This window comes from uncultured Erythrobacter sp. (assembly GCF_947499705.1).
Taxonomy (GTDB): domain Bacteria; phylum Pseudomonadota; class Alphaproteobacteria; order Sphingomonadales; family Sphingomonadaceae; genus Erythrobacter.
The window spans coordinates 703,561-729,903 of the sequence record NZ_CANMPJ010000002.1 but is presented as its reverse complement, the minus strand read 5'-3'; the positions used below and the strand labels follow the sequence as shown (position 1 = coordinate 729,903).

Below are 26,343 nucleotides of genomic sequence, written 5' to 3'. Positions count from 1 at the left end.
GTCAATCGACCGGATCACGCTCGATCGGCCCCGTCTCGCACAGATCGCTGACAACGCAGATTTCGCATTTCGGCACGCGTGCGCGGCACACGCGTTTGCCGAATTGGATCAGCCAGAAATGGCCATTGGCCAGCGCCCATTCGGGGCTGCGCTCTTCTAGCTGCTGAGCGGTCTTTTCCGCTGTCTTTGCCTCGGTCAGTCCGATCCGATTGCACACGCGGTGGACATGCGTATCAACCGCGATCACGTCTTTGCCGAAGGTAAAGCTCATCACGATATCGGCGCATTTTCAGCCGATCCCGGGCAAGCCCATCAGCCCTTTGCGGGTGTCCGGCACGAAGCCGCCATGCTCCTCAATCAGCGCGGTGCAGAACTTGCGGATATTGCGCGTTTTGTTGTTGTAAAGGCCGCACGGTTTGATCGCCTCGGCAATCGCTGCATCTTCCAGCGCAAGCATTTCTTCCGGCGTCCTCGCCAGCTTGAACAACGCCTTCGTTGCGGCGGCTGTGTTGCGATCCAGCGACTGGGCCGAGAGCATGCAGGAAATGCAGGATCGAAAGGCATCGGGCTGACCCTTGGGGCCCTTCGCACCCTTTGTCCGTCCCGGCATCGCCTCCGACAGGCGGCGGTAGATTTCGTCTGTCGCGGGCCGATCAAGCATCCCCGTCCACTCGCTCAAGCGCCACGTCGCGGATGCGGTTTCCGTCGAGCCTCATTCCGTCCACCTGACCGGTTTCATCTCGCTCCAGCCGCAGCCGGTAATTGCCTGCGCGAATGTCATTGGGAGCGACCAGGCGGCCGTCGAACCGATTTCCTCCGGCGCGAACCGTCACGACATCGCCCTCGACCGCCTCGACAGACAGGGCGAACCCGGTCTCGTCATTGCGATACCGGCCCAGAATTTGATCGCCCTCGTTACCATCGAGCGTGAGCGCGGGTAGCCGGCTGCCGATCAGAGTGGCCTGCTGCGGGAAAAAGATGCGCATCCGTGCTTCGCCGTCCTGATCGCGATCAAACGCCATCTTGAGGTCGGCATTGCTTTCATAGGCGAACAGATTCCCCTCTTCATGGATCAGCCGCACGGGATCGCGGCCTTCAATTTCGCGGAATAGCTCGCCATCGCGTTCGACCACCCGGATCAGTGTTCCGCTGTCGACATCATACAGGCCGAGTACGTCAGCGTTGGCGGGCCTCGATTGCAGTTGCGCGGGCCCTGCAGGGAAGGTGGCGTCGGCCTGAAACTCGTCGGCTAGCAGCGCATCGCTGATGGCATTTCCGAGCGGTACGACACCGATTTCGGCCGTGTTGCCGATTACGACAATCGCGAGGTTGTGCTCCGGGAACCGGCTGAGGAATGCGTTGTATCCGCCCGTGCTACCGACATGCGAGACCCGCGCGAGACCCCGATAGGTGCCGACTTCAAGCCCGTAGCCATATTCGCCGGGGAGGTTGGCATCGGGACGGGACTGGCTCTGAGCGATCAGGTCCGCTGACAACGAAGAGCCTGCGCGCTGCAATTGCTGCTCCCATGCAAGCTGATCCGGCAAGGTCGTGAACAGAAACCCATCGCCAAACAGATTGGCAATCGCGGGATCTTCAAACCATTGGCCGTAATTGCCGTAGGCGCGCGCGCGGTTGGGCACGATCTCGCCATAGCGACCGCGCCATCCGGTGCTTGCCATATCGAGCCCTTCGAAAAACGCGCCGGCATAGTCGTCGAAATCCTCGCCCGATGCTGCAGCAATCAATTCGGCGAGAATGATGTAGTTCGAATTGCTGTAGAGATATGCGCTGCCAGGCGCGAAGTTCAGGCCAGTCTGACGATTGAGCAAATCGATAGCGTCGCGATTACGAAGGCGGTTTTCGTACCACGTCAGCCCAGTGAGGCCCCAAAGGTCATAGATGTCCCGGACACCGCTGGTGTGCGTGATGAGATGGGTTACCGTAATCGTTTGCTCGATCTCCGGCAGAACACCGGGGAGATAGGTGCGGAAATCGGAATCAAGGTCGATTTGACCCTGAACGGCCAGATCGAGCGTCATTAGCGCGACATACTGCTTAGCATTCGAGGCAATGTTAAAACGACTTTCCGGCCCGAGCGGCGTCTTGTGCGACATATCTGCCAGCCCGGCATACCGCGCCAGCACGGTCTCGCCATCGCGTACAATGCCAACCGCAACACCCGGCACATTTTCCGTCTGAAGCCCGGCAAAAATCGCATCGATCCGCCGCTGTTCGTTGGCAGACAGTGGTTCTGCTTTGGTTGCTATGGCCGACATAAGCGCCGCCATTGAAACAAAGACTCCAATGACCGCTCGCAACATACCTGTCTCCTTTGTTGCGCTTAGCTACGAGCGACGTTGGAAAATTGCTTCAAACTTTTGTTTTGATCAATGTCAGCACAATCCCGCCGATGATCAGGCCTCCACCAATTGCCAAGCGCGCGGTTAGCGGCTCGGCCAGAAAGAGCGCCCCGCCGAATGCCGCTGCTATCGGAGTAGCCAATTGCACGCTGGCAACCGTCGCAAGGCCCAATCTCGGCGTAACCTTGTACCAGAGGACATAGCCCAGGCCCGAAGTCACCGCGCCCGAGATAATTGCGAGAACCACACCCTGCTGACTGGGCAAATCGCTATCGAGCAGCAGCATCGGCAGAACGAGGATGCTGGCTATCAGGAAGTTGCGCGCCGTGCTGCCGGTGGCTCCTCCGGCCAGACTGGCCGACCCGCGCCCGATCAAGGTGTAGGCTCCCCACGCGATCCCCGCTGCTGCCATCAACAGGCTTGGCATCAGGGCCGAAGGTCCGATCCGGGCAGCCTCCCACGGTGCGATCAGCCAGACCATTCCGGCCAGCGCGATAACAACGCCGAACCAGCCTGAAATCAGCAATCGCTCGCCGCGCCAGACGCCCGCGCCGAGAATCGTCGCCTGCACGAAGCCGAACAAAACAACGGCACCAATCCCGGCTTCGAGGCTGAGATAAGCGACCGAAAACCCTGCGACATAGACGGTCAGCGCCGCAGCGCCTGGCAGGTCCGCCCGAGTCGGTTTCGCGCCAAGGAATGGCAGCAAGACGATTGCGCCCGCCGCCAGCCGAATGGCGGAATACGCCCCCGCCTCGATCGCGCCATCCGCCAGCGCAGCCCGCGCGAGCAGCGAGTTGCCGGCGAACGCCGCAATGGCGAAGGTTGCGAGTACCGCTGTCAGCAGCGCATTCGATTTGGTCACGAGTTTCGGCCAGTCTCGCAATCCGCGCGCACCGGGCAGCCTTCGCATTCGGCCCTGCGCGGACGGCAGTGGGTTTGGCCGAGTTTTTTCAGCAGCAAGTGATGCTCGTCCATATCAGCAGCCGACCATTCTTCGGGCACAATTGGCATCAGCGCGTCATATGTCTTGGCGGTATCGGCTTTGGCCGGGACAATCCCCATGCGCTGCATAATCCGGCGGTGATGCCCGTCGATCACCATCGCGCGGCGATTGAACGTGCTGGCGTTCATCACTCCGGCGGCATTCTTGCGGGCTACACCAGGGAGCGTTTCGAGCCATACAATCGCTTCGGCGGTGTCGTAGTTGGAGAGGTGCCTCAGATCGACGCTGCCCCTTTCCGCGATGATTGCGCCAAGGCACTGATTGAGCCGCTTCGCCGCAACGCTTGGAAAAGTCTGACGTTGAAGCCGCGCTTCGAGGTCGGCAACCGGCGCCTCTGCAACCGCATCCCACGATCCGTATTCGGCGATCAGCGCATCGGTCGAGGCGTTGGAAGCAGCAGTCTTGGTCTGCGCTCCGATCACCCCGTGGACCAGCACCCATACCGGATCACGGCGCTTGTCCGGCGGGCGAACGATCCGTCCGAACCGCTCGATCAGCGCGGGCTGCGAGCGGCGCAGCACATCGGTGCGGTCATCCGGGCCGAGATCAAGCTGCATGAGTTCGAATTGCGCGCCGCACGCCCCAGCCTGCCAGCGCGAAAGCGAGACAGGGGAGCCAGACCCATTTCAGCTCGGACATGAGCGTGGCCAATCCGCGCGCCGAGAAGAAATTGAGCCCAATCGGCGAGACCCTAATGGGCGTGTAGGGCGCAAAAATGCGGGTGTTGTCCCAAGGCCACCATAAGGCCGCGCCCAACCCGCCGCTGGTCAGCGTATCGAGCAGTCCGTGGCTCGCCATCGCGAAAGTGAGGAACAGGAACGCGGTAAGGCTGCGCGCCTCTCGCCAGACCAGCGCCAGACCCCCAGCGCATATTCCCGCAAAGGCAATCGAGTGAGTCGCGCCGCGGTGCCCCCATTCGTCGGCATATTCGATCCCGAGCGCGAAGCCCGCCACATCGGCATCGGGAAGGATCGCAAACACCGCACCAGCGGCTGCCAGTTTCGGCGAGATCCGCGCGCCTCCCGCTGCGGCAGCGACCGCCAACGGCACGACCGCGTGGGTGAAAATTGTCGGCAAAAGCCGCTTACCGCTCGAAAGCGAGCGAGAATGTCACAGGCACAGCGGGTGTGATCGAAGGGAGTCCGGCAAGTTCCTGAAGCTGGTCCAGTCCCTCGGTCAGGTCGAGCGCGTCGGCATAGATGATCACCGGCTCGGTCGAGACGGCGAGCACGCGGTTGTCAGCCACGCGGGTGACTTCCAGCTCTGCGTTGATGTTGGTCGAGACACCCTTCACCGCGACTGTCGCGGCGAGCGTTTGCACGGTGCTCTCACCCACACCAAGTGCTTCGAATGCAGCGGGATCGACCTGTGCGGTAATCGTCGCGGTCGGGAATTTGGCAACGTCGAAGAACACCTCGCGCATCCGCTCATCACGAATATCCACACCGGTGCTGACCGTGGCGAGATCGATCTCGATTGTCGCCGCACCGTCCGGAGCAACCGTGCCGGTCAGGCCGGTGAAATCGTTGGCCTCAGCAATCTCGCCCGATTTGACAGTGACGTAAGAGAGGCGCGAGGCCTCGCTGTCGATGCTCCAAGTGCCTTCCGCAAGCGGCGTGGGCGCTTCGGTTTCGGCGGGGGAGCAGGCAGCAAGGCCGACTAGTGCGGCGACAACGGCGACTTTGATGGGTTTGATCACAAAAAGACCTTTGTTTCGACTTTGAATTGCGTGGTGTTTGGTACCACAATGCCGAGAGCGCTCAATGGTTGCGACTTGCAGCGCAAACAAGATCTGATCGTCGCGCGGAGCCAGCCTCGGCTGGCTCGCTCAATCCAGACCGTCAGTCGCCAATCGTAAATGTCATGAAGGCAAGCTTGTTGCCGTCTGGATCGCGCGCATAGGCTCCATAGACGTTGGGGCCATACATTGGTCGCGGCCCCGGGGCGCCCTCATCCGTGCCGCCATTCGCCAAGGCTGCGGCGTGCGCCGCATCGACGATGGACGTGTCCTCGACATGAAGCCCGGCCGTGTGTCCGTTACCAGGCGCGGCCGCTTCGCCATTCTGGGTCTTGGTAACCCACAGCTGAAAACCATCGGGCATCGCATAGCTGCGGGTCATGCCTTCGAAGTCACCAGAAACCTTGGCACCCAAGGCGGACATGACGGGGTCGTAGAATTTGAACGATTGCTCAAGATCATTCGACCCGACGGTGATGTAGCATTTCGTCACAGTCTCACTCCCACTCGATGGTTCCCGGCGGTTTGCTGGTATAGTCATATACCACCCGGTTAATCCCCTGCACCTCGTTGACGATCCGTGTCGCCACCTGCGTCAGGAAGCTCGCGTCGAAGGGGTATACATCCGCCGTCATGCCATCGGTTGAGGTTACAGCGCGCAGGCCGCAGACGCTGTCATATGTCCGCCCGTCGCCCATTACGCCGACGGTCTTGACCGGCAGCAGCACCGCGAAGGCCTGCCAGATCGCATCGTACAGCCCGGCATTGCGGATCTCTTCGAGGTAGATCGCATCTGCCTTGCGCAGGATGTCGCAGCGTTCTTTGGTCACTTCACCGGGGATGCGGATCGCAAGGCCGGGGCCCGGGAAAGGGTGACGCCCAACAAAGGCTTCGGGCAGGCCGAGTTCCCGGCCCAATTCGCGCACTTCATCCTTGAAAAGTTCGCGCAGCGGCTCGACCAGCTGCATATTCATGCGCTCTGGTAGGCCGCCGACATTGTGGTGGCTCTTGATCGTCACGCTTGGTCCGCCGGTGAACGAGACACTCTCGATCACGTCGGGATAGAGCGTACCCTGCGCGAGGAAATCCGCCCCGCCGACGGCTTTGGCTTCTTTCTCGAACAGGTCGATAAACGCGCCGCCGATGAATTTGCGCTTCTTTTCCGGGTCGGTCTGGCCCGCCAATCCACCCAGAAATTCTTCTTCCGCGTTCACGTGGACGAGCGGGATATTGTAACTGTCGCGGAACAGGGCAACGACCTGTTCGGCTTCATTCATCCGCATCAGCCCGTGGTCGACGAAGACACAAGTGAGCTGATCGCCGATCGCTTCGTGGATCAGCACGGCGGCAACTGCTGAATCGACACCGCCGGACAATCCGCAGATCACGCGGCCAGAACCAACCTGCGCGCGGATTTCCTCAATCTTGGTCTTGCGGAACTCGGCCATGGTCCAGTCGCCCTTGAGCCCGCAGACATGCCGCACGAAATTGGCGAGCAGCTTCCCGCCATCAGGGGTGTGGACGACCTCCGGGTGGAACTGGGTGCCGTAGAACTTGCGTTCCTCATCGGCGATCACCGCGAAAGGCGCGCCGTCGGATGTGGCGACTATCTCGAAACCAGGTGCGAACTGGGTGACCTTGTCGCCGTGGCTCATCCAGACCTGATGGCGTTCGCCTTCTTTCCAGAGACCGTCGAACAAAGCGCATTCCTTGGTGACGGTCAGGTAGGCGCGGCCAAACTCGCCGCCTTCGCCGGTTTCATGACCGGGGCGCACTTCCCCGCCCAGTTGCGCGCTCATCACTTGCTGGCCATAACAAATGCCGAGGATCGGAATGCCCGCCTCGAAGAAGCTCTGCGGCGCGCGGGGCGATCGTTCGTCGGGTACACTCGCCGGGGAGCCGGAGAGGATGATCCCTTTAGGCTTCATCCGCCGGAATGCTTCCTCGGCCATGCTGAACGGCGCGATTTCGGAATAGACCCCGGCTTCGCGCACGCGGCGCGCGATCAGCTGGGTTACCTGACTGCCGAAATCGACGATCAGGATCGAATCTGGGAGATGCTCTGCGTCCATGGCGGGGAGTTACGGTTGCTCCCCGACGCTGTCCAGCATGGCAGCGCAGCTATTGCACCGAAGCGAACGGGTGCCGCGATAACTGCACCAAATCACGCGCCTTTTGTCTGGAACCAATCATCCACCTTCGCATTTGCACAATGATCTTGTGCGTCGCACAATTACAACTGGAGTTTCAGATCATGCGTTTCACCCTTCCCCTTATTGCCCTTGCCGCTGTCGCTGCACCTGTCGCTGCTGCACCGCTGGCCGCTGGCCGCTGACAAGACCATCACCGTTTCGATCGCCTATGGCGACATCGACCTTTCCACTGCCGAAGGTCGTGCGAAACTCGAAAAGCGCGTCGAAGCCCGTCTGCGCGATGCCTGCACCATCGAAACCAACTCGCGCTATGGCTATGGCCGCGACATCGTGGATCAAAAGTGCGTCGCCGAAGCTCGCACCGCCGCGCTGAACGAAGCCGAGCGTATTGCAGCTACTGATGCACGCGGCGGCCGTCAGGTTGCCGCCAACTAAGGCGCACCGACTAAGTCATTGACTTAAGTCACTGGCAAATTTTGCAATTCAGGGCGGCCGTCGGAGTAATCCGGCGGTCGTTTTGCGTTGCTCCACCCGCACATGGAATGTGAGTTGCAAAAAACGCAACCAAACTGCGCATTTTCGCATTTGCGTTCGATGCAACAGAACACCATTTGGCTCTCACGACACGGGTTCAGGCACCTCTCTCCAGCCGACCCTTGTCGCTTGGCAGTTCAAGACCGCAACAGCGGCGATGGGCTTGCCAGCCTGCTAACCGCCGAAGCGCGGCCCGGCGATCTGATTGTGAGCAAGGTGTTCCAGCGCCTTCCCCCGCTCGCTTGATCGCACATTCAGCGTCTCCCCCACGCTGAGGGCCTCGATATGGTGACATGGCCCAGCTTTCGGGCCGAGGGTTCGATACGCCCGGATGAGCGTATTGGGATCAACCCTCCACCACCGGCGACGCAGCGAGCGAGACGCGGCCACCACAGTCCTCCCCCCCCAACAGGTGGCCGCGTCTCAATCACCCAATTAGAAGATAGTTGATCGGATTATGCGATTGCGTTGATCGGTAATCATCATGCATCGGAGAGTAACAGTATTACGCATGCGGTCGTATTTGTCCCTGTGAGCACGGCGCACCGCCGCGCAGAATTACAGGAGTACGAAACATGGACATCTTCACTGAAAAGGCGATCTCGTTCGTCATTGCTCTCAGCATCAGCGCAGTTTCATTCAACTCGCTGATCGCCTGACCCCGACGTTAAGGCAATCCAATAACCAGGAGCCGGGAAGCGCAAAAACTGCCGCTTTCCCGGCTCCTTTGCTTTAAAAGACATATCCGAAGCTCAAATTTTATTTAGTTGCGTATGTAACGAAATGAGCGGTGGCGGCGAATAAGGTGACAACGCAAACACAGCGTAAGTTATTCAGAGAGGTCGTCATGAAATTTCTTAATACCAAATTCCACGGAATTATCGATTACCTGGCAGCAATCGGTTTGATTGTCGGTCCACTTGTGCTTTTCCCTGCTGGAACCGCTAGCCTGGTTACCGCCATTCCAATTGTCGCAGGCATCGCTCTTATCGCGTACAGCCTGATCACCGATTATTCGGCAAGCGCGCGGCGGATCATCCCATTCAGCCTACATCTCGCGATTGACCTGATGGCAGGCACTGCCTTTGTCGCCCTGTCATTCCTGCTTGGCCTGACCGGCATTACGCAGACCTTTTACCTCGTCATGGGCGTTGCCGTGATCGCTGTTGTTTTGGTCAGTGAGAATGAAGAGGCGCAAACCACACTAGCGGCGGCCTGACACCTGAAGGTCGAAGAGCTGTTCGGCGGCGGACTGTTACCCCGCAATTCCTCGCCGGACAGCTTCTTCGCGCAAATCTGTTTTGAGCAATTTACCGATATGGCTGCGCGGCATTTCATCAATTGGATGAAGCGCAGACAGGCGCTGGGTCTTGCCCAATCGCGCATTGACTGCGGCCATAACTTCATCGGCACTGCGTGCATCTGCTGACAGAACAACAAAGCCAACCGGCGTTTCACCCCATTGCCGTGATGCGATGCCGACTACGGCCGCCTCGACCACATCATCCTCTCGCTCCAGTTCAGCCTCAAGATCGCTCGGATAGATGTTGAACCCGCCGGAAATAATCATGTCCTTGGCGCGGCCAACCAGTTCCACGAAACCCTCTTCATCAACGCGCCCGATATCGCCCATCCGCATCCAAACCTCGCCGTTCGGGTCGGTCCACTGCGCTTCGGCGGTCTTGTCCGGGCGGTTCTTGTAGCCCGACATCATCGTCTGCGAGCGCCCGATCAGATTGCCGGGGGTGCCTGGTGACACTTCGTTGTCCTCGTCGTCGAGCACCTTCACCTCGCTGCCGGGCGCGGGCCGGCCAACCGTGTGAAGCTTGTCAGGAAATTCGTGCGCTGCGAGCAGGCACACGACACCGCCCTCCGTCATCGAGTAAATCTCGATCAGCCCGCCCGGCATTCGGCCTAGCACTTCTCGCTTCAACTCGGCGGAGAACGGAGCGGAGGTGCAGTATTTCATCGCCAGCGCCGACAGGTCGAACTCGTCAAAAGCCGGGAAATCCATCAACCGCTGGTATTGTACCGGAACCAGCATGGTGACTGTCGTGCGGTCGGCCTGTGCATGTTCAAGCCAGCGGGCGCAATCGAACTTGCCCATCACCCGGATCGTGCCGCCCGCTAGCAACGGCGCGAGGAACGCCACCATCGTCGTGTTCGAATAGAGCGGCGTCGAAGCCAGCGAGCGCACGGGCAAGCCAGCTTCGAGGTAGGACAAAGCCGTCGCACCAAATTGTCGCCAGCGCATCTGGTGCGAATGGACAATACCCTTGGGAATGCCAGTCGTGCCGCTCGAATAGATGATGTTGAAGGGATCCCCCGGCTCGGGCTCGAAATCGGGCGTAGTGCTGCCGGGAGGCGCCATCCATTGGTCGATTTCTTCCAGAGGCACGCGGATCAAGTCAGCCATGAAATCGGGGCCGAGTTCCGCTGCTTTGCCAGCGTCGATGAACAGGTGCCGTGCGCCGGAATCGTTGGCCATGCCCTCAAGTTGTTCCGGCGACGCGCTGGTCGTCAGCGGCGCGGCCACTCCTCCGGCTCGTACAGCAGCCAGAAAAGCCAGCGCGTAATTGACCGATGACTTACCCAGGATCGCAACCGATTGCCCGCGCTTGAGACCAGTTTCCACCAGCCGCGCCGCCAACCGCTCGACCTCCCCGATCAGCTCGGCCCAATAAACTTCGCGGCTCTCATCAACCAACGCCAGTGCGTCGGGCTGCACGCGAGACCAGTCACGCAAAATGCCGGTGAAAGAGCCAAATGGCTGGGCGAGCTGAGATGCCATCAAATCGGTTGTCATAGCGCGCAGCCTTACCCGCCGCACCAGCGGTGGAAAAGCCCATTCGAAAACGCTTGGGCGTTTGGGTTTCGCCCTCGTAGCGCCTATATAATCGGCATGAACGAAAACACTTCCGACAACACTCCAGGCACCACCCCGAATGAGAAAATGCAGGGCGAATACGGTGCCGATTCCATCAAGGTTCTCAAGGGCCTGGATGCGGTCCGCAAACGTCCTGGCATGTATATCGGCGATACCGATGACGGCTCGGGCCTGCACCACATGGTGTTCGAGGTGTCGGATAACGCCATCGATGAAGCGCTGGCGGGGCATTGCGACCTCGTTTTGATCGAATTGAACCCCGATGGCAGCGTCTCGGTCGAAGACAATGGCCGCGGCATTCCCGTGGGGATGCACAAGGAAGAAGGCGTTTCCGCAGCCGAAGTCATCATGACGCAGCTGCATGCGGGCGGTAAGTTCGAGAACACCTCGGACGATAACGCTTACAAGGTCTCTGGCGGCCTGCACGGCGTGGGCGTGTCGGTAGTGAACGCGCTCAGCGAATGGCTGGAGCTGGTGGTCTGGCGCGACGGAAAAGAACACTGGATGCGGTTCGAAGACGGCGATGCGGTCAAATCGCTCGAAATTCGCGGTGATGCGCCCAAAGTCGACCAGAACCCTGATGATAACGGCTTCAAGAAGGGTACACGGGTTACCTTCAAGGCCTCGACCGAGACCTTCAAGAACGTCACCGAATTCGATTTCGAAAAGCTTGAGCACCGTTATCGCGAGCTGGCCTTCCTCAACTCAGGCGTTCGCATCTTGCTGCGCGACAAGCGCCACGAAGAGATCGCCGAACACGACCTTTACTACGAAGGCGGCATCGCAGCCTTCGTCAAATATCTCGATCGCAACAAACAACCGCTGGTTGCCGAACCGATTGCCGTGTCCGCGAACAAAGACGGGATCGGAATCGACGTCTCGCTCCAGTGGAATGACAGCTATTACGAAAACGTGCTGTGCTTCACCAACAACATCCCGCAGCGCGACGGCGGCACGCACCTTGCCGCCTTCCGTGCGGCGCTGACCCGCACGCTCAACGGCTATGCCGACCGCGAAGGGCTCCTCAAGAAGGAAAAGGTCAGCCTGACCGGTGAGGATATGCGCGAGGGTCTCTCCGCGATTGTCAGCGTGAAACTGCCCGATCCCAAGTTCTCCTCGCAGACCAAGGATAAGCTGGTCTCCTCCGAAGTTCGCTCCCCGCTAGAAAGCCTCATGGGCGAGAAGATGACCGAGTGGCTCGAGGAAAACCCCGCCGACGCCAAATCGATCATCCAGAAGATCATTGACGCCGCCGCCGCACGTGAGGCCGCCAAGCGCGCCCGCGAAATGAGCCGCAAGGGCGCGATGAGCATTGCCAGTCTGCCGGGCAAGCTCGCCGATTGTCAGGAGCGCGACGCGACCAAGGCGGAACTGTTCCTGGTCGAGGGCGACTCCGCTGGCGGGTCGGCCAAGCAAGGCCGCGACCGCAAGACACAGGCGATCCTCCCGCTCAAAGGTAAGATCCTAAACGTCGAGCGTGCGCGGTTTGATCGGATCATTTCGTCGAAGGAGGTCGGCACGCTGATCCAGGCGATGGGCACCGGAATTCGCGACGAGTTCGACCTTGAAAAACTGCGCTATCACAAGATCGTGATCATGACCGACGCCGATGTCGACGGCGCGCATATCCGCACGCTGCTGCTCACCTTCTTCCACCGCCAGATGCCCGACATCATCCGGGCAGGGCACTTATTCATCGCGCAGCCGCCTTTGTTCAAGGTGTCGAAGGGCCGCAGCGAGGTTTATCTCAAGGATCAGGGCGCACTCGATCGCTATCTGGTCGATGCTGGGCTGCAAGGCCGCATTCTTGAGACGTCCGGCGGCGCTCGCTCAGGCGAAGACCTGCGCACATTGGTCGACCAGGCGCTGCGCCTGCGCAGCCTGCTTGGCTTTATACCGCGCCGTTACGATCCAGCCATCGTTGAGCAGATGGCGCTGTCGGGCGCGCTCAATCCGGATCTGTCGGCAAAGGACCGCGCTGCAGCGCTCGAACAGACGGCACAGCGCATGCAGTTGGGCGATACTGAGGCCAAATGGACCGCAACCATGCTTGAGGATGGATCGGTACGCTTCGAGCGGCTGTGGCGCGGCGTGACCGATGTTCACGATGTCGAGGCCCGTTTCCTGACCAGCGCCGAAGCGCATAAATTGCACGGCCTCGCCGGACCGCAAGCCGACGCTTACGCCTCACCCGTCCGTTTGGTGAAAGGCAGCGACGCGGCCGAAGAGCCCGAAACCGTTCCCGATGACGATGTCGAAGCCGATGACACGCCGGCAATTGCGGGCGACGATACGATTTCACGCCCGACACAGCTGCTCGACTCGGTGTTCGCCGCCGGGCGCAAGGGCCTTGCGATAGCCCGCTACAAAGGCCTCGGCGAAATGAACGCCGAGCAGCTTTGGGAAACTACGCTCGACCCAGAACATCGCATCCTGTTGCAGGTGAAGGTCGAAGACGCCGATGTGACCGACGAGATTTTCACGCGCCTGATGGGCGACGTAGTCGAACCGCGCCGCGAGTTTATTCAGGACAACGCTCTCAACGTCGCGAATTTGGATGTGTGATCGGATTTATCCAACCGTTCAGGAACTTGAACCGTTTGCCGCTGTAGTGAGAAGGAAACGAATTGGCGGATAAAGATCAGAGCGACATGACCGGTGAGCAGCATCACACCAGTGAACTCCAACACGTCAGCTTCCTGCTGGTAGTTGCCGCCGTCACGGTCATGCTGCTTTGGATCGCGTGGCCCTTCGCCACCCCTCTGCTGTGGTCGGCGCTTGCCGCGATCATGTTCCAGCCTCTGTATAAGTGGTCGCTGATCAAATGCCGTGGGAAGCGAAACCCGGCAGCACTCCTCACGCTCGGTGTAATCCTGCTCGCGGTCATCCTGCCAGCCCTGTGGATCGGCACGCTTGTGGTGCAGGAAGCGCTGGAGCTCGTGGCCGCGCTGCAACGCGATCCGATTGATCTCGCCGCCTGGGCCAATCAGGTTTACGGTATGCTCCCGACTGCCGCTCAGGAAATGGTCGATGAAAGCGGCTGGACCGATATGTCCGAAGCCCAGAACCGCTTGCAGGAGATCCTTGGTGAAAGCGCCGGGATGCTCGCCAGTCAGGCCTTCTCGATCGGCAGCGGCGCGCTGAGCTTCCTGCTGAGCTTTGGCCTTGGTCTCTACGTCCTGTATTTCCTGCTGCGCGACGGATCGCGCATTGGCGAAACCATCCTGCACTCTGTGCCGGTCGAGCGTGAAATCGCCGACCGCTTGGCTGAGCGATTCCTCGGCATTGTTCGCGCCGTGATCAAGGGATCGGGTGTTGTCGGACTGGTTCAGGGTACGCTGGGCGGGATCACGATGATGATCGCTGGCGTGCCATCGGCGCTGCTGCTTGGCGTGATGATGGCGATCCTCGCGCTGATCCCGGCGGTCGGGACTGCGCTTGTCTGGGCGCCGGTTGGTATCTGGCTGCTGGTCTCAGGCGAGATCTGGCAAGGCGTATTCGTGCTCGGTTCAGGCTTCATCATCATTAGCTCCGCCGACAATGTCCTACGCCCGATCCTGGTTGGCCGCGACACCGGCATTCCGGACTGGATCATCCTCGTCACCACACTCGGCGGGCTGTCGATTGCGGGTTTCTCAGGCATCGTCCTTGGCCCGCTAGTTGCCGGTCTGTTCCTCGCCAGCTGGTCGATCCTGCAGGAGCAGCGCGCCGAAGACGAAGAAGCTGCCGAAAAGTACCGGATGAAAGTCGGTGTCGACGGCAAGGCACTTAGCGAAGAGGAAATGGCCGGGAAACGCCGCCTGATGGCCGAATCCGAGAGCGTCTGAGCCATGCGGTCAATCGTTGAACCGGGCAGTCAGGGCGAACAAGTCGGCAGGTTGCTCCTTGCCGTGATCGTTGTTCTGGCGCTGCCCGCGCTGCCGTTTGGCAATTACCTGATCTATCCGTTCATGATCCTGACCACGTGGTTCCACGAAATGGGCCATGGCATGTCAGCCGAGCTCATGGGGCAGGATTTCCAGCGACTGCTGATCTATCGCAACGGATCAGGCTTAGCCGAAAACCTCGTTTCGTCCGATATTTCGCGCTTTACGCAGGCCGCTATTGCTGCGGGAGGCCCATTGGCACCCAGCTTTGTTGGCGCGGGCTTGATTCTCGCCAGCGCTCACAAGAAGTTATGGCGACCGACGCTCGTTGCAATGGCAGTCGCGATCTTTGCGTCGGTGATCATCTATGTCCGCAGTAACGTTGGCGTGGCGGTGCTTCCCTTAGTGGGAGCATTGCTGGTGCTGATCGCATGGCGGGCCCAGGACGGATTTGTGCGTTTCAGCCTCCAATTCCTGGGTGTTCTAGGAGCGATGAGCATGCTGCGCGACTTCAACTACCTGTTCACCGAGGAAGCGGTGATCGGCGGGCAGCGCATTCTGTCCGACACCGGCCAGATCGAAGCCGCGCTGCTGCTTCCGCATTGGTTTTGGGCTGCCGCGATCATTGTGACATCGGCGCTGATGGTCGGGTTCAGCTTGAAATACGCGCTCTCTGACAGGCGTTTGCGCCCACCCCGCCCGAAGCCGCCCAAGAATGTGCTGCAGTTCCGGCGCCCTGATCGCTGATCCTGCGGTCCGCCCTTTGGGCGAAAATGCTAATCCCGCCCGTGGGCCGCTGGTTGTAGACTGCACCGCATGTCCGACAATGCAGCAACCGAAACCACACAAACTCTGGCCGATCGGATCGCGATCGAAGACCTGCTCGCACGCTATTGCCGCGGGATCGACCGCTGCGACGCGGAGGAGTTGGAACAGGTCTTCGCCGACGATGCGCGTATCGATTACGGCGATGGCCCAAAACCGCGCGGAGAGACGATTGCGGGCCTGATGGAAGGGCTCAGAGCAATGCGGCTGACCCAGCACAATATCGGCAACACCATCTGCCGGATCGCCGGCGTCCGGGCCAAGGCCGAGACTTATTGTGTGGCGCTGCACATCTTGCCGGGCGTAGACGAGGATACCGAATTGGTCGTGGGAGGCCGTTACCTCGATACGCTGGTGAAGGTCGAGAACACTCTTGGCGCGCATGAATGGCGCATCGCAGAGCGGCTCTACATCATGGATTGGAACCGGCAGGGGCCTGCGACGATGCAGACGTCAGGCGGGCTGTTTGAGACGCTCGCCCGGCGCGGAAAACGTCAGCCGGACGATCCATCGTGCGATTGGTGGGCGGAAGGCGTCTAGGACGCGACCCGCAATGTGTTCACACCAGCTGCCCCGTCACCAGCTTCGGCAGACAGGCCGATAAACACCGTGTCGATGATCCGCGCGAGCTTTTCCTCGGTCAACTTGTCACCGAGATAGATCATAGCATCGGGCAGTGTGTAGTTCGAGATCATCTGATTGATCAGCGACAGGGTCTCGTCGATCTCCAACCCGGCAAAGAAGCCCTCCGCCTGAGCCTGTACGATCAGTTCACACTGATAGTGATCGGCGAGATCGACATAGGACCGCACCCGCTCGAAATTGGCCGCGCCCATTTCGCAGATGATAGTGAAAAACTCCGGATCTTCGCGGAACCGATCGCGGTTGATTAGAAAGCGCCGACGGAAAAACTCATACATCTTGCGGATCGGCGGCAGATCGGTCGCCAGCACCTCTTCCATCACCGCCATATGCGGTTGCAGCCACGTCTTGGCTATCGTGTCGAAAAGATCGTCATAGTCTTCGAATAGCTGCTCAAACCGGCTGCGCGAAAGGCCACTTTCCGTCATGGCGAGCGTGTATGAAATCTCGGAGCCGCGCTCCTTCACAAGTTCGAGCACCATCTGCGCGATGCGTTGGCGTTCACTTTCTCGTGTCTGTTCGTTCAGTACCATGCTGCGCGAACCCTCCTGACCTTGCTTGCGCATAAATAGGGAGCGGAGCGGGAGGCTTAAAGATACATCTTGGACTTTTTTGCGCGTCGCGAATTCGCAGTTTGGCAGCGCGCCAATTACATGTCGTTCTTACCCGCAATGATATCGCGCGCCTGCTGTTCGAGCACCTTGTAGCGATCGAGATCGGGGATCTTGGACCGGAACCATTCGGCAATCTTGAGCAGGTCTTCGCCGTAATTGCCGCTCGGCATCATCGGTTGGCTGAAACCGATCCGCATTTTCTCGTTATCGGCATAGGCAAGGACGATGGGGACGCCAGCAGCCTTGGCGATGTTGTAAAAGCCGGATTTCCACTTGCCGTCCGACTTGCGTGTGCCTTCACAGGCCATCACCAGATTGAGCTCTTCGCGGCTCTCATATTCTTCTTTGAGCTGCTCAATCGTGCCGCCCGCCTTGGACCGATCGACGGCAATTCCGCCCATATCGAGCATGAAGTTGCTCATGATCCCTTCAAACAGAGTGTGCTTGCCCATGAAGTTGGGTTGCACCTTCTCTTCATGGGTCGCGCCCGCAAAGAACACAAAGTCCCAGTTCGAGGTGTGCGGCGCACCCGCGATGACGCATTTTTTCACGCCTTCAGGAAAGCGTTCCTCAATCCGCCAGCCTTTCCATTTGTAGAGGAACAGGATGATCCGGTTCACGATCCGCGACAGCAGGCCGACATTGCGTGTTTCGTTGTGTTTCAAGTGCGTTGCTCTCCCCCGAGGCGCTATGACTAGCAGTTACGTAGGGGAATGCGATAGGGTTTCAGTCAATCGTAGTAGTGCGATCCATCAGCACGATAGAACTCACCTTCTACGCCTTGTACGCGCGCGCCAAGAGCTTCGGCGATTTTGCATGCCTTTGCCAAGATTGCGAGTTCATGACCTCCGCCGAATCTGATGGCGCCGCGGTCCCATGAGAAACATGTGTTGTCACGCTCGCCGCCCTTTGACGGACCTTCCCAAAATGCCGTCCCATCGCCTTCGATGCGGATTTGCTCACCCGTCTTAGGGTTTTGCGCCATCACGACTTCTTCGATCGTCAAGTCCGGATCGGAACGACAAAGCTCGATCCACGTATTGAGGTCTATCGGATTGTCCTCGTCCATCCAAAATTTGCGACGGTGTATGATGAGCTCGTACACCATGGCATCACATCCTGAACACACCAAATGCGGGCCGCTCGGCAATCGGCGCTTCCAGCGTCGCCGCAAATGCCAGCCCAAGTACATCGCGCGTCTGCACCGGGTCGATCACCCCGTCATCCCATAGCCGCGCGGTGGCGTAGTAGGGGTTGCCTTCATCCTCGTATTTCTGGCGGATCGGGACCTTGAAGGCCTCGGCCTCTTCTTCAGACCATGAATCCGCGTCGCGGTGGACGGTCGCGAGCACAGAAGCCGCCTGTTCGCCGCCCATCACGCTGATGCGGGCATTGGGCCAGGTGAACAGGAAGCGCGGGGAATATGCGCGGCCTGCCATGCCGTAATTGCCAGCACCGAAGCTGCCGCCGATCACTACAGTGATCTTGGGCACGGTCGCAGTGGCAACGGCGGTGACGAGCTTTGCGCCGTGCTTGGCGATGCCTTCCGCCTCGTATTTCCCTCCGACCATAAAGCCGCTGATATTCTGCAGGAACAGCAGCGGAATACGGCGCTGGCAGGCTAGCTCGATAAAGTGCGCGCCCTTCTGCGCGGATTCGCTGAACAGCACACCATTGTTCGCAAGGATCGCGACCGGCATCCCCCAGATATGCGCGAAGCCGCACACCAGCGTGGAGCCATAGTGCTGCTTGAATTCGTGGAACTCGGAGCCGTCGACCAGCCGCGCGATGACCTCTTTCACATCGTAGGGCGCACGCACATCGTCGGGCACGATGGCGTAGAGATCGTCGGCATCGAATTTCGGCGGGCGCGGGTCTTTCAGAGAGATGTCTCTCGCCGCGCCAGTGTTCTCGCCGAGATGACTGACAATATCGCGCACGATGGTGAGCGCGTGCTCGTCATTCTCGGCAAGGTGATCGACCACGCCCGATTTCTTGGCATGCAGATCGCCGCCGCCAAGGTCTTCAGCGGTAATTTCTTCCCCCGTTGCCGCCTTCACCAGCGGCGGCCCGGCGAGGAAGATCGTCCCTTGGTTGCGCACGATTACCGTTTCGTCGGACATGGCCGGAACGTAAGCCCCGCCAGCAGTGCAAGACCCCATCACGCAGGCAATCTGCGGGATACCGAGCGCCGACATATTCGCCTGATTGAAGAAGATGCGGCCAAAGTGATCGCGGTCCGGAAACACCTCTGCCTGATGCGGTAGGTTCGCCCCGCCGCTGTCGACGAGGTAGATGCACGGCAGGCGGTTCTCCTGAGCGATCTCCTGCGCGCGCAGGTGCTTCTTGACCGTCATCGGATAATAGGTGCCGCCTTTGACGGTGGCATCGTTGCACACGATCATCACCTGTCGGCCCGACACCCGCCCGATCCCGCAGATCAGCGAAGCGCCGTTGATGTCACCTTCATACATCCCGTTGGCAGCAAGCTGGCCGACCTCAAGGAAAGGCGATCCCGGATCGAGCAACCGCTCCACCCGCTCGCGCGGAAGCAGCTTGCCCCGCGACACATGCCGATCACGCGAGCGCTCCGGCCCGCCCAGCGCAGCTTCGGCGACTGTAGCGCGCAAGTTTTCAGCCAGAGTCTTGTTATGCGCGACACGCGCCTTGGCATCGGGGCTTTCACGGTCGAGCTTTGAAGTGAGGACAGGTGCGGTCATCTATAGGCCCCGATCAATGCTAATATTCCGGCGATCCCCATGGGTATCCAGCCGGGATGTTTGAAATGCGATGTCGCGATATCGGCCAGACCCAATCCGATCCAGAACAATCCGATCACGATGATAAGCGCGCGCGGGGTCTCCGGCCAGACGACTACCGCAGCGCAAAGCACCATAAACGCAGAAAGCGAGTGCCAGAGATAGCGCAGCAGCGTCGGAGCGATCTCCATATCCGGGTGCGGGTTGCCGCCGGAGAGGATGGGTCCAAGCACCGAACTAGCCCCGCCGGTCGAGTGCGCAATCGCGACGAGGGCCATGACGGCGGCTGACAGCCAGAGCCAGATCATTCGGCGGGTTTCCATATCAGGCTTCCCCAAAGCCCCACCAACGACACAGCAAACGCTACTCCGATCAGCGCGGTCAGCAGGCCGAGGTCGAGATTGCCCGAATTGGCAGATGCCGGATCGAACACTTTGCCGAAGAAACTGCCATACATCATCCCGGCACAGGACGCCCATCCGGCGACAAATACGCCCCAGCGGATGCGGCTGGGGCTGGCCATCAAGATGGCTCCGATCAGCAGCAATCCACCCATGAAGAAATCGTCGAGCACGAACATGATCGGTCGCCCGGCTCCCCAACTGCGGATCACCTCGCCGATCATCAGCGACAGCGCCAATCCAGCGCCGAGGAGGCGGAGCACGCCGAGGCTCACCCCGGCAAGTCTCCTGGCTCCAGCCCCTTCACAATGATCGATTCCGCCGTGCTGCCCGCATCGCGGAACTTCCCGATCTCCTTGTATTCAGGCGAAAGGAGCCACGCGAACAGCTTGGGCTTGTCGGGGAATTCCATCAGGACGGAGCGCGTCGCGGTCCACTCACCGCCGAGCACCTGAGGTTCTTCATCGACGCTGAGCATTGTGCCTTCGAACTTGTCGAAGATCTCCATAAAGCGAGCTTCGTATTTGTCGTACTCGGTACGGTCGTGGATGGTCATGCGGGAGATCATGTAGACGGGCATCTATTGGCTCCGATAGTCTAGAGGTCGAGCATTGTACTGAGAATGGGCGAGAAAGGTGGGTGTTTGCTGAAAGCACCGTCAACGGGTGCCCTTCTGCATCATTGTGACGTCGCCAATCTGTTCCCGCAACTGGTCGCTCAATCCTCTGCAAATGTCTTCCAGCGCGTCGCTTTCGTCCAGCGACCAGGTAGACGCGTAGGCCAGTGCGCCGTGCCTTGCGACATCGGCGAGGAACCGTCCAAAATGATATGCGCCCTTCAGCTGGTAGGCCGCGATGGCAACTTCAGGACGGCCGCCTTCGCCGATTTTTGCCTCGACCAAGTTTGGCCGTGCGTCGATCTCTTCTCGGCTGCTCACCCCGCCGCCCCGATCAATTCGCGCCCGATCAGCATCCGGCGGATTTCGTTCGTCCCCGCGCCGATATCCAGCAGCTTCGCATCGCGCATATAGCGCTCCACCGGCCAGTCGAGCGTGTAGCCCGCGCCGCCCAGTGCTTGCACGCTTTCGGCTGCGACACGGAACGCGTTCTCAGAGGACAGCAGGATCACACCCGCCGCATCGAAACGCGTCGTTTGACCCGCATCGCAGGCCTTTGCGACCGCGTAAGTGTAAGCGCGAGCCGATTGCAGCGCGACATACATGTCAGCGACCTTGGCTTGCATAAGCTGGAAGCTGCCGATCGGTTTGCCGAACTGCTTGCGCTCGCGCAGATATGGGATGACCGTGTCGAGGCACGCCTGCATGATGCCGAGCTGCAATCCTGCAAGCACCACGCGCTCGTAATCCAAACCGCTCATCAGCACGCCGACCCCGCCATTGACCGGGCCCATCACGTTTTCCTCAGGCACTTCGCAATCGTCGAACACCAGCTCAGCCGTGGGCGAACCGCGCATACCGACCTTTTCGATCTTCTGGCCAATGGAGAACCCGGGCATGTCCTTTTCGATCAGGAAGGCGGTGATCCCGCGCGATCCGGCGCTGCCATCGGTCTTGGCATAGACGACCAAAGTGTCCGCACAGGTGGCGTTGGTGATCCAGAACTTGGTGCCGTTGAGAACATAGCCGCCTTGGACTGCTTCGGCCTTGAGCTTCATCGAAACCACGTCAGAGCCAGCCGAAACCTCGGACATGGCGAGGCTGCCAACATGCTCACCGCTGATCAGCCCGGGGAGGTATTTTGCCTTTTGCTCTTCATTGCCCCAACGGCGGATCTGGTTGAGACACAGGTTCGAGTGCGCGCCATAGGACAGGCCGAGCGAAGCGCTTGCGCGGCTGACTTCCTCGACTGCGATGACGTGCTCGAGATAGCCGAGGCCCAACCCGCCATCTTCTTCCTCAACGGTGATGCCGTGCAGACCAAGCTCACCCATCGCCTGCCACAGTTCATCGCGCGGGAAATAGTCCTCGCGGTCGATCTTTTCGGCCAGCGGGGCGATCTGTTCATCGGCGAAGCGGCCAACGCTGTCGCGGATCATCTCGGCGCTTTCGCCAAGCTGGAAATCGAAATCGGGGGTAGCGCGCATAATGCTCTCGGGGCCTTTTCGTTTGATACCGCGCCCATATCAGCGCGCGGCTCCTACGCAAACCGAGAGCCGCAAATCACGTTCGGCATTTCTCCCGAATTTGTCAGCCCGGTGCTTTCCTGTATTGGCAGGCTGGACGGGAGCAAAGCGTGACACTGCTCGATCAGAAACCTTGGCCAGCGGACATGGCTCCTGCGCAGGAATTCTGCGACGAGGAGAACCGGCTGCGCCTGCTCGCCAGCTTTGGGCTAGGCGATCTTCAAGGCGATCCTGAACTTGATCGGATAGCCCGCTTTGCGGCGCATTTGTGCGAAGCGCCCTCGGCTGCAATCAGCCTGGTCGAAGAAGAACGTCAGGTGTTCCTCGCCCGTGAAGGGATCGACGTCACCGAAACGCCCCGCGCTACGAGCTTTTGCGCGCACACAATGCTAGGGTCGGACATTCTCGAAGTGCTTGATGCCACGGGAGATGAGCGGTTTTCCAGCTTTGCGCTCGTCACCGGCGACGCGCATTTGCGCTATTATGTCGGGGTTCCGCTGATTTCGTCCGAGGGCGTCCCGATCGGTGCCTTATGCGTCAATGACATCGCTCCGCGCGACAAGGGCCTCAACGATTTCCAGGTCGAAGGCCTGATAACGTTGGCCGAAGCCGTCAAACGGCGGATCGAAACCCACCGAAGCGCCAACATTGCGACCACCGAATTGGCAGCAAGCGCCGCGCGGCTGCAATTCATGCTCGACAGCGTGCCCGACATTGCCTGGGCCGCAACCGCCGCTGGCCAATTCGACATGTTCAATGCGCGCTGGACCGAAGTGACGGGCATGCCCAATCCGAAGACAGTCGAAGACTGGCGCCCGGTGGTGCATCCGGACGACTTTGAACCGTCTGTCGCGAAATTTGGCGAAGCGGTCGCAGCGGCAGCTTTGTTCGAAGACGAATGGCGCATGCTTATGCCCGATGGTAGCTATCGCTGGATGCTGACCCGCGCAGTGCCATCCTCGGACGATCCCGAAACTGCGCGCTGGTTCGGCACGATCACCGATATCGACGAACGTTATCGCATCTCCGAAGAACGCGAATTGCTGGCGGGCGAATTGGCACATCGGATCAAGAACATCTTCGCCGTGATCACCGGACTGGTAGCATTGCACGCGCGCGGCGATGAGGCCGCTCAAGGCTTTGCCAGGGTCCTCAACGAAAATATCCTCGCCCTTTCACGCGCGCAGGACTTTGCGCTGCGGGTCGATACCGGCGATGGCGATGAGTTGAAGAGGTTGCTCGAAGTCTTGATGGCGCCCTATGGCGCGCCAGGGTCCGATGCCGTTTCGGTATCCGGTGACCGCGCAGAATTCGGCCCCCGCGCTGCGACGCCGCTTGCATTGGTGTTCCACGAATTGGCGACAAACTCGGCCAAATACGGAGCGCTGAGCGTTGCCGATGGTCGGATTGCAATTACCATTCGCCGCGATGATGAGAATGCCATCATCGGCTGGGAAGAGATTGGGGGGCCACCTGCATTGCCCCCTGACGGCGCAGGATTTGGTTCGCGGCTCATGGAAATGTCCATTCGCAACCAGTTGGGGGGTGGCTTGACGCAAGACTGGCGCAGCGAGGGGCTACGGGCCGAAATTGCGATCCCGCTTGAACGGCTGGCCCAATAGGCGTTAGCCCGCTACGCCATCCACGAATGACCGCTCCAACTACCAAGCCGCTGCTGAATTTCGAGAATGTCACGCGCCATTATGGTGAGGTGATTGCATTGGGCGGGGTGTCTTGCGCGATCGATGCGGGCAGTTTCGTCGCGTTGGTCGGCGCATCTGGCTCGGGCAAATCAACGCTGCTGAAAATGGTAAACACGCTGGCTACACCCAGCCGCGGCAAAGTCTTGTTCGGCGGCGAGGATGTGACGCACCTTAAGCAATCGAAGCTGCGGCGCCGGGTCGGCTATGTGTTTCAAGGGATCGGCCTGTTCCCCCATTTCAAGGTCGGCGAAAACATCGCGATCGGCCCCAGGCTCGACGGTGAGAAGCTGCCGGCGGAGCGGGTCGCCGAGCTGCTGGAACTGGTCGAGTTGGAGCCGGACATGGCCAGCCGCATGCCCGATGAACTGTCCGGTGGTCAGCGCCAAAGAGTGGGCGTGGCCCGCGCGCTCGCGAACAAGCCTGAGCTGCTGCTTATGGACGAGCCTTTCGGCGCCCTCGACCCGATCACCCGCGATGCGCTGGGCGAAAAGGTGCGCGAGCTGCATGAGCGGCTCGGCCTGACGACAGTGATGGTCACCCACGACATGGCCGAGGCCTTGTTGCTGGCCGACCGAGTGCTGGTGATGGATGCAGGTCAGCTGGTCGCCGATTGTACGCCGCAGCAACTCCTCGCTGGTGAAGGCGGAGAGATTGCGCAGGGCCTCGTCGCGGTGCCGCGCCAGCAGGCCGAAAAACTTGCCAAGATGGAAGCCAGCGGCGCATGAGCGGCTTCTGGGAAATCCTGTTTGGCCTTGGCGACAAGCTGGCTGCGCATGTTGTGCTTGCAGCAAGCGCCATTGGGCTAGGCATCATCGTCGCCTTGCCGCTGGCCGTCTGGGGCAGCCGTTCGCAGCCGGTGGCGCGGATTGCGCTTGGCTTCGCGAGCCTCGTCCAGACTATTCCGGCGCTGGCGTTGCTTGCGTTGTTCTTCCCCATCCTGCTCAGCCTGCGTGCCGTGTTCGGCGAAGATCTGCCCACGCTCGGTTTCCTTCCAGCCCTGCTGGCGCTGGCGCTTTATGCTTTGCTGCCGATCCTCCGAAACGCGGTTACCGCGCAGGCCAATCTCGATCCGGGCGTGCTTGAGGCAGCCGATGGTGTGGGCATGACCAACTGGCAGAAGCTCACATTGGTAGAAGCCCCGCTCTCTGCACCGTTCGTGATGGCGGGCATCCGCACAGCAAGCGTTTGGACTATCGGGGCGGCCACGCTCTCGACCACCATCGGTCAGCCCAGCCTTGGCGATCCGATCTTCGCCGGATTGCAGACGCAGAACTGGGCGCTGGTGCTGGCCGGATGCTTCGCCAGCGCCGCACTGGCATTGACGGTCGACATGCTGCTCGGATTGATCGAGCGCGGTCTCGCGAACCGTTCGCGCTGGCAATATGGCGCGGGAATGGTCGCCGTCGCGTTCGGCCTGATCGCCGCTTTAGTCTATCAGTCGGGCGGCGATGACGACGACACGATCGTGATCGCCTCCAAGCAGTTCTCCGAGCAATATATCCTCGCGCAATTGATCGGGTCGCGGCTTGAGGATGCTGGCTACTCAGTCGAGTATCGCGACGGCCTAGGCTCCGCGGTGGTCCACAGCGCCGTCGCCTCCAGCAGCATCGACACTTCGGTCGATTACACCGGCACGATCTGGACCAACGAGATGAAGCGCACTGATCAGGTCGGGCGCGACGAAATGTATGAAGAGATCAAGGCCTGGGACATGCGCGAAAACGGCGTGCTTGTGCTTGGCCGATTGGGTTTCGAAAACGCCTATGCTTTCGCGATGCGGGAAGACCGCGCAGCGGAGCTTGGCGTGACCTCGCTTGAAGATCTGGTGCCGGTTGCGCGCCAACTAACCGTGGGCGGCGATCCGGAATTCTTCGAAAGGCCCGAATGGATCGCGGTGCGCGATGCGTATGGCTTGCGGTTTGATGAGACGCGCAATTTCTCGCCGACCTTCATGTACAACGCGCTGCGTTCGGGCGAGGCGGATGTGATCAGCGCCTACACCTCCGACGGACGGATCGCGGCGGACAGGTTAGTGGTGCTCGAAGACCCGCGCGAAGCCCTGCCGAGCTACGACGCAATGCTGATGCTGTCCCCGCGCGTCGCCGGAGATCAGGCGCTTATCGCTGCGCTTGAACCGCTGGTAGGCGCGATCAGCGTGGAAGCGATGCGCGAGGCGAACTACGCCGTAGATCGCGAGGATGAAGACAAAATGTCGCCAAAGGATGCGGCGGCGGAATTGGCTGCGAAGATTGGACTCTAACGCGCCTTGCGCCAAATCTGCGTCTGGCAGAACGGGCCGATGCAGCCTTTGACTTCAATCGTATTTGCGCTCTTGCGCCGGATGACGGAACGGTAGCTCTTGCCGGTGTTGGGATCGTAGATAGTCCCGCGCCACAAATCCGACTCTTCCTTGAAATTGGTGAGCACCGGCAGCCCCAGCAACTTGCGCTTCTTCAGCTTCGGGTTGGGGTTGTAGATGTCGCGCTGATCCGGGCCATCGGGCGGTGTGATCAGGAAACGTACGATTTTGCCGCAAGTGCTCGCGCCGCACTTACCAATCAGGACGATCCCATCTTTGTCCTCCGTCACCCAGCGTCCGTTGATTGAGTCTGCCGCATTCGCAGGGGCGGCAAAAAGCGCAAAGCACGCGGCGACAAAGGGTAACAAATGGCGCAGAATCATGGCTCTCTCCGAGGGCGAGTCATGATCA

28 protein-coding genes and 1 pseudogene are annotated in these 26,343 nt (G+C 60.1%); 9 read left to right on the top strand and 20 right to left on the bottom strand.

From position 1 onward, the window contains the following. Nucleotide 1: 1 nt before the first annotated feature. The 9 genes and pseudogenes from Q0837_RS16420 to guaA all read right to left on the bottom strand — a co-directional run bounded on the left by Q0837_RS16420 (nucleotide 2) and on the right by guaA (nucleotide 7,179). Entirely contained in the window at nucleotides 2–91 is a 90-nt protein-coding gene (locus tag Q0837_RS16420) for a hypothetical protein (protein WP_298471820.1), read from the bottom strand. Between the two features lie 63 nt (nucleotides 92–154). Continuing rightward, nucleotides 155–538, bottom strand: a pseudogene (gene nth / locus Q0837_RS16415) (endonuclease III); the annotation flags it as partial. A 115-nt stretch (nucleotides 539–653) separates the two neighbouring features. Next, nucleotides 654–2,279: a serine hydrolase gene (locus Q0837_RS16410; protein WP_298471204.1), complete on the bottom strand. Its 1,626-nt coding sequence runs from the start codon at nucleotides 2,277–2,279 to the stop codon at nucleotides 654–656. A gap of 94 nt (nucleotides 2,280–2,373) precedes the next feature. Next, nucleotides 2,374–3,228 carry a DMT family transporter gene (locus Q0837_RS16405; RefSeq protein WP_298471202.1) on the bottom strand — a complete coding sequence of 285 codons (855 nt, stop codon included), beginning with the start codon at nucleotides 3,226–3,228 and terminating at the stop codon, nucleotides 2,374–2,376. Next, on the bottom strand, nucleotides 3,225–3,926 hold the full coding sequence (gene nth / locus Q0837_RS16400; RefSeq protein ID WP_298471201.1) for an endonuclease III: 702 nt from the start codon (nucleotides 3,924–3,926) through the stop codon (nucleotides 3,225–3,227). The genes Q0837_RS16405 and nth (Q0837_RS16400) overlap by 4 nt, the downstream gene beginning before the upstream one ends. Continuing rightward, nucleotides 3,916–4,446, bottom strand: coding sequence for a metal-dependent hydrolase (locus Q0837_RS16395; protein ID WP_298471199.1), 531 nt, complete (start codon nucleotides 4,444–4,446; stop codon nucleotides 3,916–3,918). Before Q0837_RS16395 ends, nth (Q0837_RS16400) begins: the two co-directional genes overlap by 11 nt. A 7-nt stretch (nucleotides 4,447–4,453) precedes the next feature. Further along, nucleotides 4,454–5,068, bottom strand: coding sequence for a YceI family protein (locus tag Q0837_RS16390; protein ID WP_298471197.1), 615 nt, complete (start codon nucleotides 5,066–5,068; stop codon nucleotides 4,454–4,456). Between the two features lie 142 nt (nucleotides 5,069–5,210). After that, a complete protein-coding gene (locus tag Q0837_RS16385) occupies nucleotides 5,211–5,600 on the bottom strand; it encodes a VOC family protein (protein WP_298471195.1) in 390 nt (129 codons plus the stop codon). Nucleotides 5,601–5,604: 4 nt separating this feature from the next. Next, the gene (gene guaA / locus Q0837_RS16380) at nucleotides 5,605–7,179 is read right to left on the bottom strand and encodes a glutamine-hydrolyzing GMP synthase (RefSeq protein WP_298471193.1); all 1,575 of its coding nucleotides are present in this window, start codon (nucleotides 7,177–7,179) and stop codon (nucleotides 5,605–5,607) included. Nucleotides 7,180–7,389: 210 nt separating this feature from the next. On the opposite strand from guaA, the gene Q0837_RS16375 reads away from it, so the two are divergent. Beyond that, nucleotides 7,390–7,695, top strand: coding sequence for a UrcA family protein (locus Q0837_RS16375; RefSeq protein WP_298471192.1), 306 nt, complete (start codon nucleotides 7,390–7,392; stop codon nucleotides 7,693–7,695). A 946-nt stretch (nucleotides 7,696–8,641) separates the two neighbouring features. Next, nucleotides 8,642–9,013, top strand: coding sequence for a hypothetical protein (locus Q0837_RS16370; RefSeq protein ID WP_298471190.1), 372 nt, complete (start codon nucleotides 8,642–8,644; stop codon nucleotides 9,011–9,013). A gap of 36 nt (nucleotides 9,014–9,049) precedes the next feature. Here Q0837_RS16370 and Q0837_RS16365 read toward each other — a convergent pair whose 3' ends face one another. Continuing rightward, a complete protein-coding gene (locus tag Q0837_RS16365; protein WP_298471188.1) occupies nucleotides 9,050–10,600 on the bottom strand; it encodes a class I adenylate-forming enzyme family protein in 1,551 nt (516 codons plus the stop codon). 147 nt (nucleotides 10,601–10,747) lie between these two features. On the opposite strand from Q0837_RS16365, the gene gyrB reads away from it, so the two are divergent. The 4 genes from gyrB (at nucleotide 10,748) to Q0837_RS16345 (ending at nucleotide 15,912) form a co-directional block, all read left to right on the top strand. Next, nucleotides 10,748–13,246, top strand: coding sequence for a DNA topoisomerase (ATP-hydrolyzing) subunit B (gyrB, locus tag Q0837_RS16360; protein WP_298471818.1), 2,499 nt, complete (start codon nucleotides 10,748–10,750; stop codon nucleotides 13,244–13,246). Between the two features lie 62 nt (nucleotides 13,247–13,308). After that, nucleotides 13,309–14,508: an AI-2E family transporter gene (locus Q0837_RS16355; RefSeq protein ID WP_298471186.1), complete on the top strand. Its 1,200-nt coding sequence runs from the start codon at nucleotides 13,309–13,311 to the stop codon at nucleotides 14,506–14,508. 3 nt (nucleotides 14,509–14,511) lie between these two features. Continuing rightward, nucleotides 14,512–15,294: a M50 family metallopeptidase gene (locus Q0837_RS16350; protein WP_298471183.1), complete on the top strand. Its 783-nt coding sequence runs from the start codon at nucleotides 14,512–14,514 to the stop codon at nucleotides 15,292–15,294. A gap of 69 nt (nucleotides 15,295–15,363) precedes the next feature. Further along, complete coding sequence (locus tag Q0837_RS16345; RefSeq protein ID WP_298471182.1) at nucleotides 15,364–15,912, top strand: nuclear transport factor 2 family protein; 549 nt, start codon at nucleotides 15,364–15,366, stop codon at nucleotides 15,910–15,912. On the opposite strand, the gene Q0837_RS16340 is transcribed toward Q0837_RS16345, so the two are convergent. From Q0837_RS16340 to Q0837_RS16300, 9 genes are all read right to left on the bottom strand, one after another. After that, a complete protein-coding gene (locus tag Q0837_RS16340; RefSeq protein WP_298471180.1) occupies nucleotides 15,909–16,547 on the bottom strand; it encodes a hypothetical protein in 639 nt (212 codons plus the stop codon). The genes Q0837_RS16345 and Q0837_RS16340 overlap by 4 nt on opposite strands. 116 nt (nucleotides 16,548–16,663) lie before the next feature. After that, nucleotides 16,664–17,293 carry a lysophospholipid acyltransferase family protein gene (locus tag Q0837_RS16335; RefSeq protein ID WP_298471179.1) on the bottom strand — a complete coding sequence of 210 codons (630 nt, stop codon included), beginning with the start codon at nucleotides 17,291–17,293 and terminating at the stop codon, nucleotides 16,664–16,666. A gap of 65 nt (nucleotides 17,294–17,358) precedes the next feature. Further along, nucleotides 17,359–17,736, bottom strand: coding sequence for a hypothetical protein (locus Q0837_RS16330; RefSeq protein WP_298471178.1), 378 nt, complete (start codon nucleotides 17,734–17,736; stop codon nucleotides 17,359–17,361). Nucleotides 17,737–17,740: 4 nt separating this feature from the next. Then, a complete protein-coding gene (locus Q0837_RS16325; RefSeq protein WP_298471176.1) occupies nucleotides 17,741–19,348 on the bottom strand; it encodes a carboxyl transferase domain-containing protein in 1,608 nt (535 codons plus the stop codon). After that, nucleotides 19,345–19,710, bottom strand: a complete 366-nt coding sequence (locus Q0837_RS16320) for a hypothetical protein (RefSeq protein WP_298471174.1) — start codon at nucleotides 19,708–19,710, stop codon at nucleotides 19,345–19,347. Before Q0837_RS16320 ends, Q0837_RS16325 begins: the two co-directional genes overlap by 4 nt. Further along, nucleotides 19,692–20,051, bottom strand: coding sequence for a hypothetical protein (locus Q0837_RS16315; protein WP_298471173.1), 360 nt, complete (start codon nucleotides 20,049–20,051; stop codon nucleotides 19,692–19,694). Before Q0837_RS16315 ends, Q0837_RS16320 begins: the two co-directional genes overlap by 19 nt. 8 nt (nucleotides 20,052–20,059) lie before the next feature. After that, a complete protein-coding gene (locus Q0837_RS16310) occupies nucleotides 20,060–20,368 on the bottom strand; it encodes a DUF1330 domain-containing protein (protein WP_298471172.1) in 309 nt (102 codons plus the stop codon). Between the two features lie 78 nt (nucleotides 20,369–20,446). Continuing rightward, nucleotides 20,447–20,725 (bottom strand): DUF5076 domain-containing protein, encoded by a 279-nt coding sequence (locus Q0837_RS16305; RefSeq protein ID WP_298471171.1) that lies wholly within the window; start codon nucleotides 20,723–20,725, stop codon nucleotides 20,447–20,449. Then, on the bottom strand, nucleotides 20,722–21,891 hold the full coding sequence (locus Q0837_RS16300) for an isovaleryl-CoA dehydrogenase (RefSeq protein WP_298471169.1): 1,170 nt from the start codon (nucleotides 21,889–21,891) through the stop codon (nucleotides 20,722–20,724). The genes Q0837_RS16305 and Q0837_RS16300 overlap by 4 nt, the downstream gene beginning before the upstream one ends. A 149-nt stretch (nucleotides 21,892–22,040) precedes the next feature. On the opposite strand from Q0837_RS16300, the gene Q0837_RS16295 reads away from it, so the two are divergent. From Q0837_RS16295 to Q0837_RS16285, 3 genes are read left to right on the top strand one after another with little or no spacing between them, the layout of a single operon-like run. Further along, nucleotides 22,041–23,552 (top strand): HWE histidine kinase domain-containing protein, encoded by a 1,512-nt coding sequence (locus Q0837_RS16295; RefSeq protein WP_298471168.1) that lies wholly within the window; start codon nucleotides 22,041–22,043, stop codon nucleotides 23,550–23,552. A gap of 26 nt (nucleotides 23,553–23,578) precedes the next feature. Continuing rightward, nucleotides 23,579–24,358, top strand: coding sequence for an ATP-binding cassette domain-containing protein (locus tag Q0837_RS16290; RefSeq protein WP_298471167.1), 780 nt, complete (start codon nucleotides 23,579–23,581; stop codon nucleotides 24,356–24,358). Then, the gene (locus Q0837_RS16285) at nucleotides 24,355–25,893 is read left to right on the top strand and encodes a glycine betaine ABC transporter substrate-binding protein (protein ID WP_298471165.1); all 1,539 of its coding nucleotides are present in this window, start codon (nucleotides 24,355–24,357) and stop codon (nucleotides 25,891–25,893) included. The genes Q0837_RS16290 and Q0837_RS16285 overlap by 4 nt, the downstream gene beginning before the upstream one ends. On the opposite strand, the gene Q0837_RS16280 is transcribed toward Q0837_RS16285, so the two are convergent. Then, nucleotides 25,890–26,315, bottom strand: a complete 426-nt coding sequence (locus Q0837_RS16280; protein WP_298471163.1) for a DUF2147 domain-containing protein — start codon at nucleotides 26,313–26,315, stop codon at nucleotides 25,890–25,892. The genes Q0837_RS16285 and Q0837_RS16280 overlap by 4 nt on opposite strands. Between the last annotated feature and the right edge of the window lie 28 nt (nucleotides 26,316–26,343).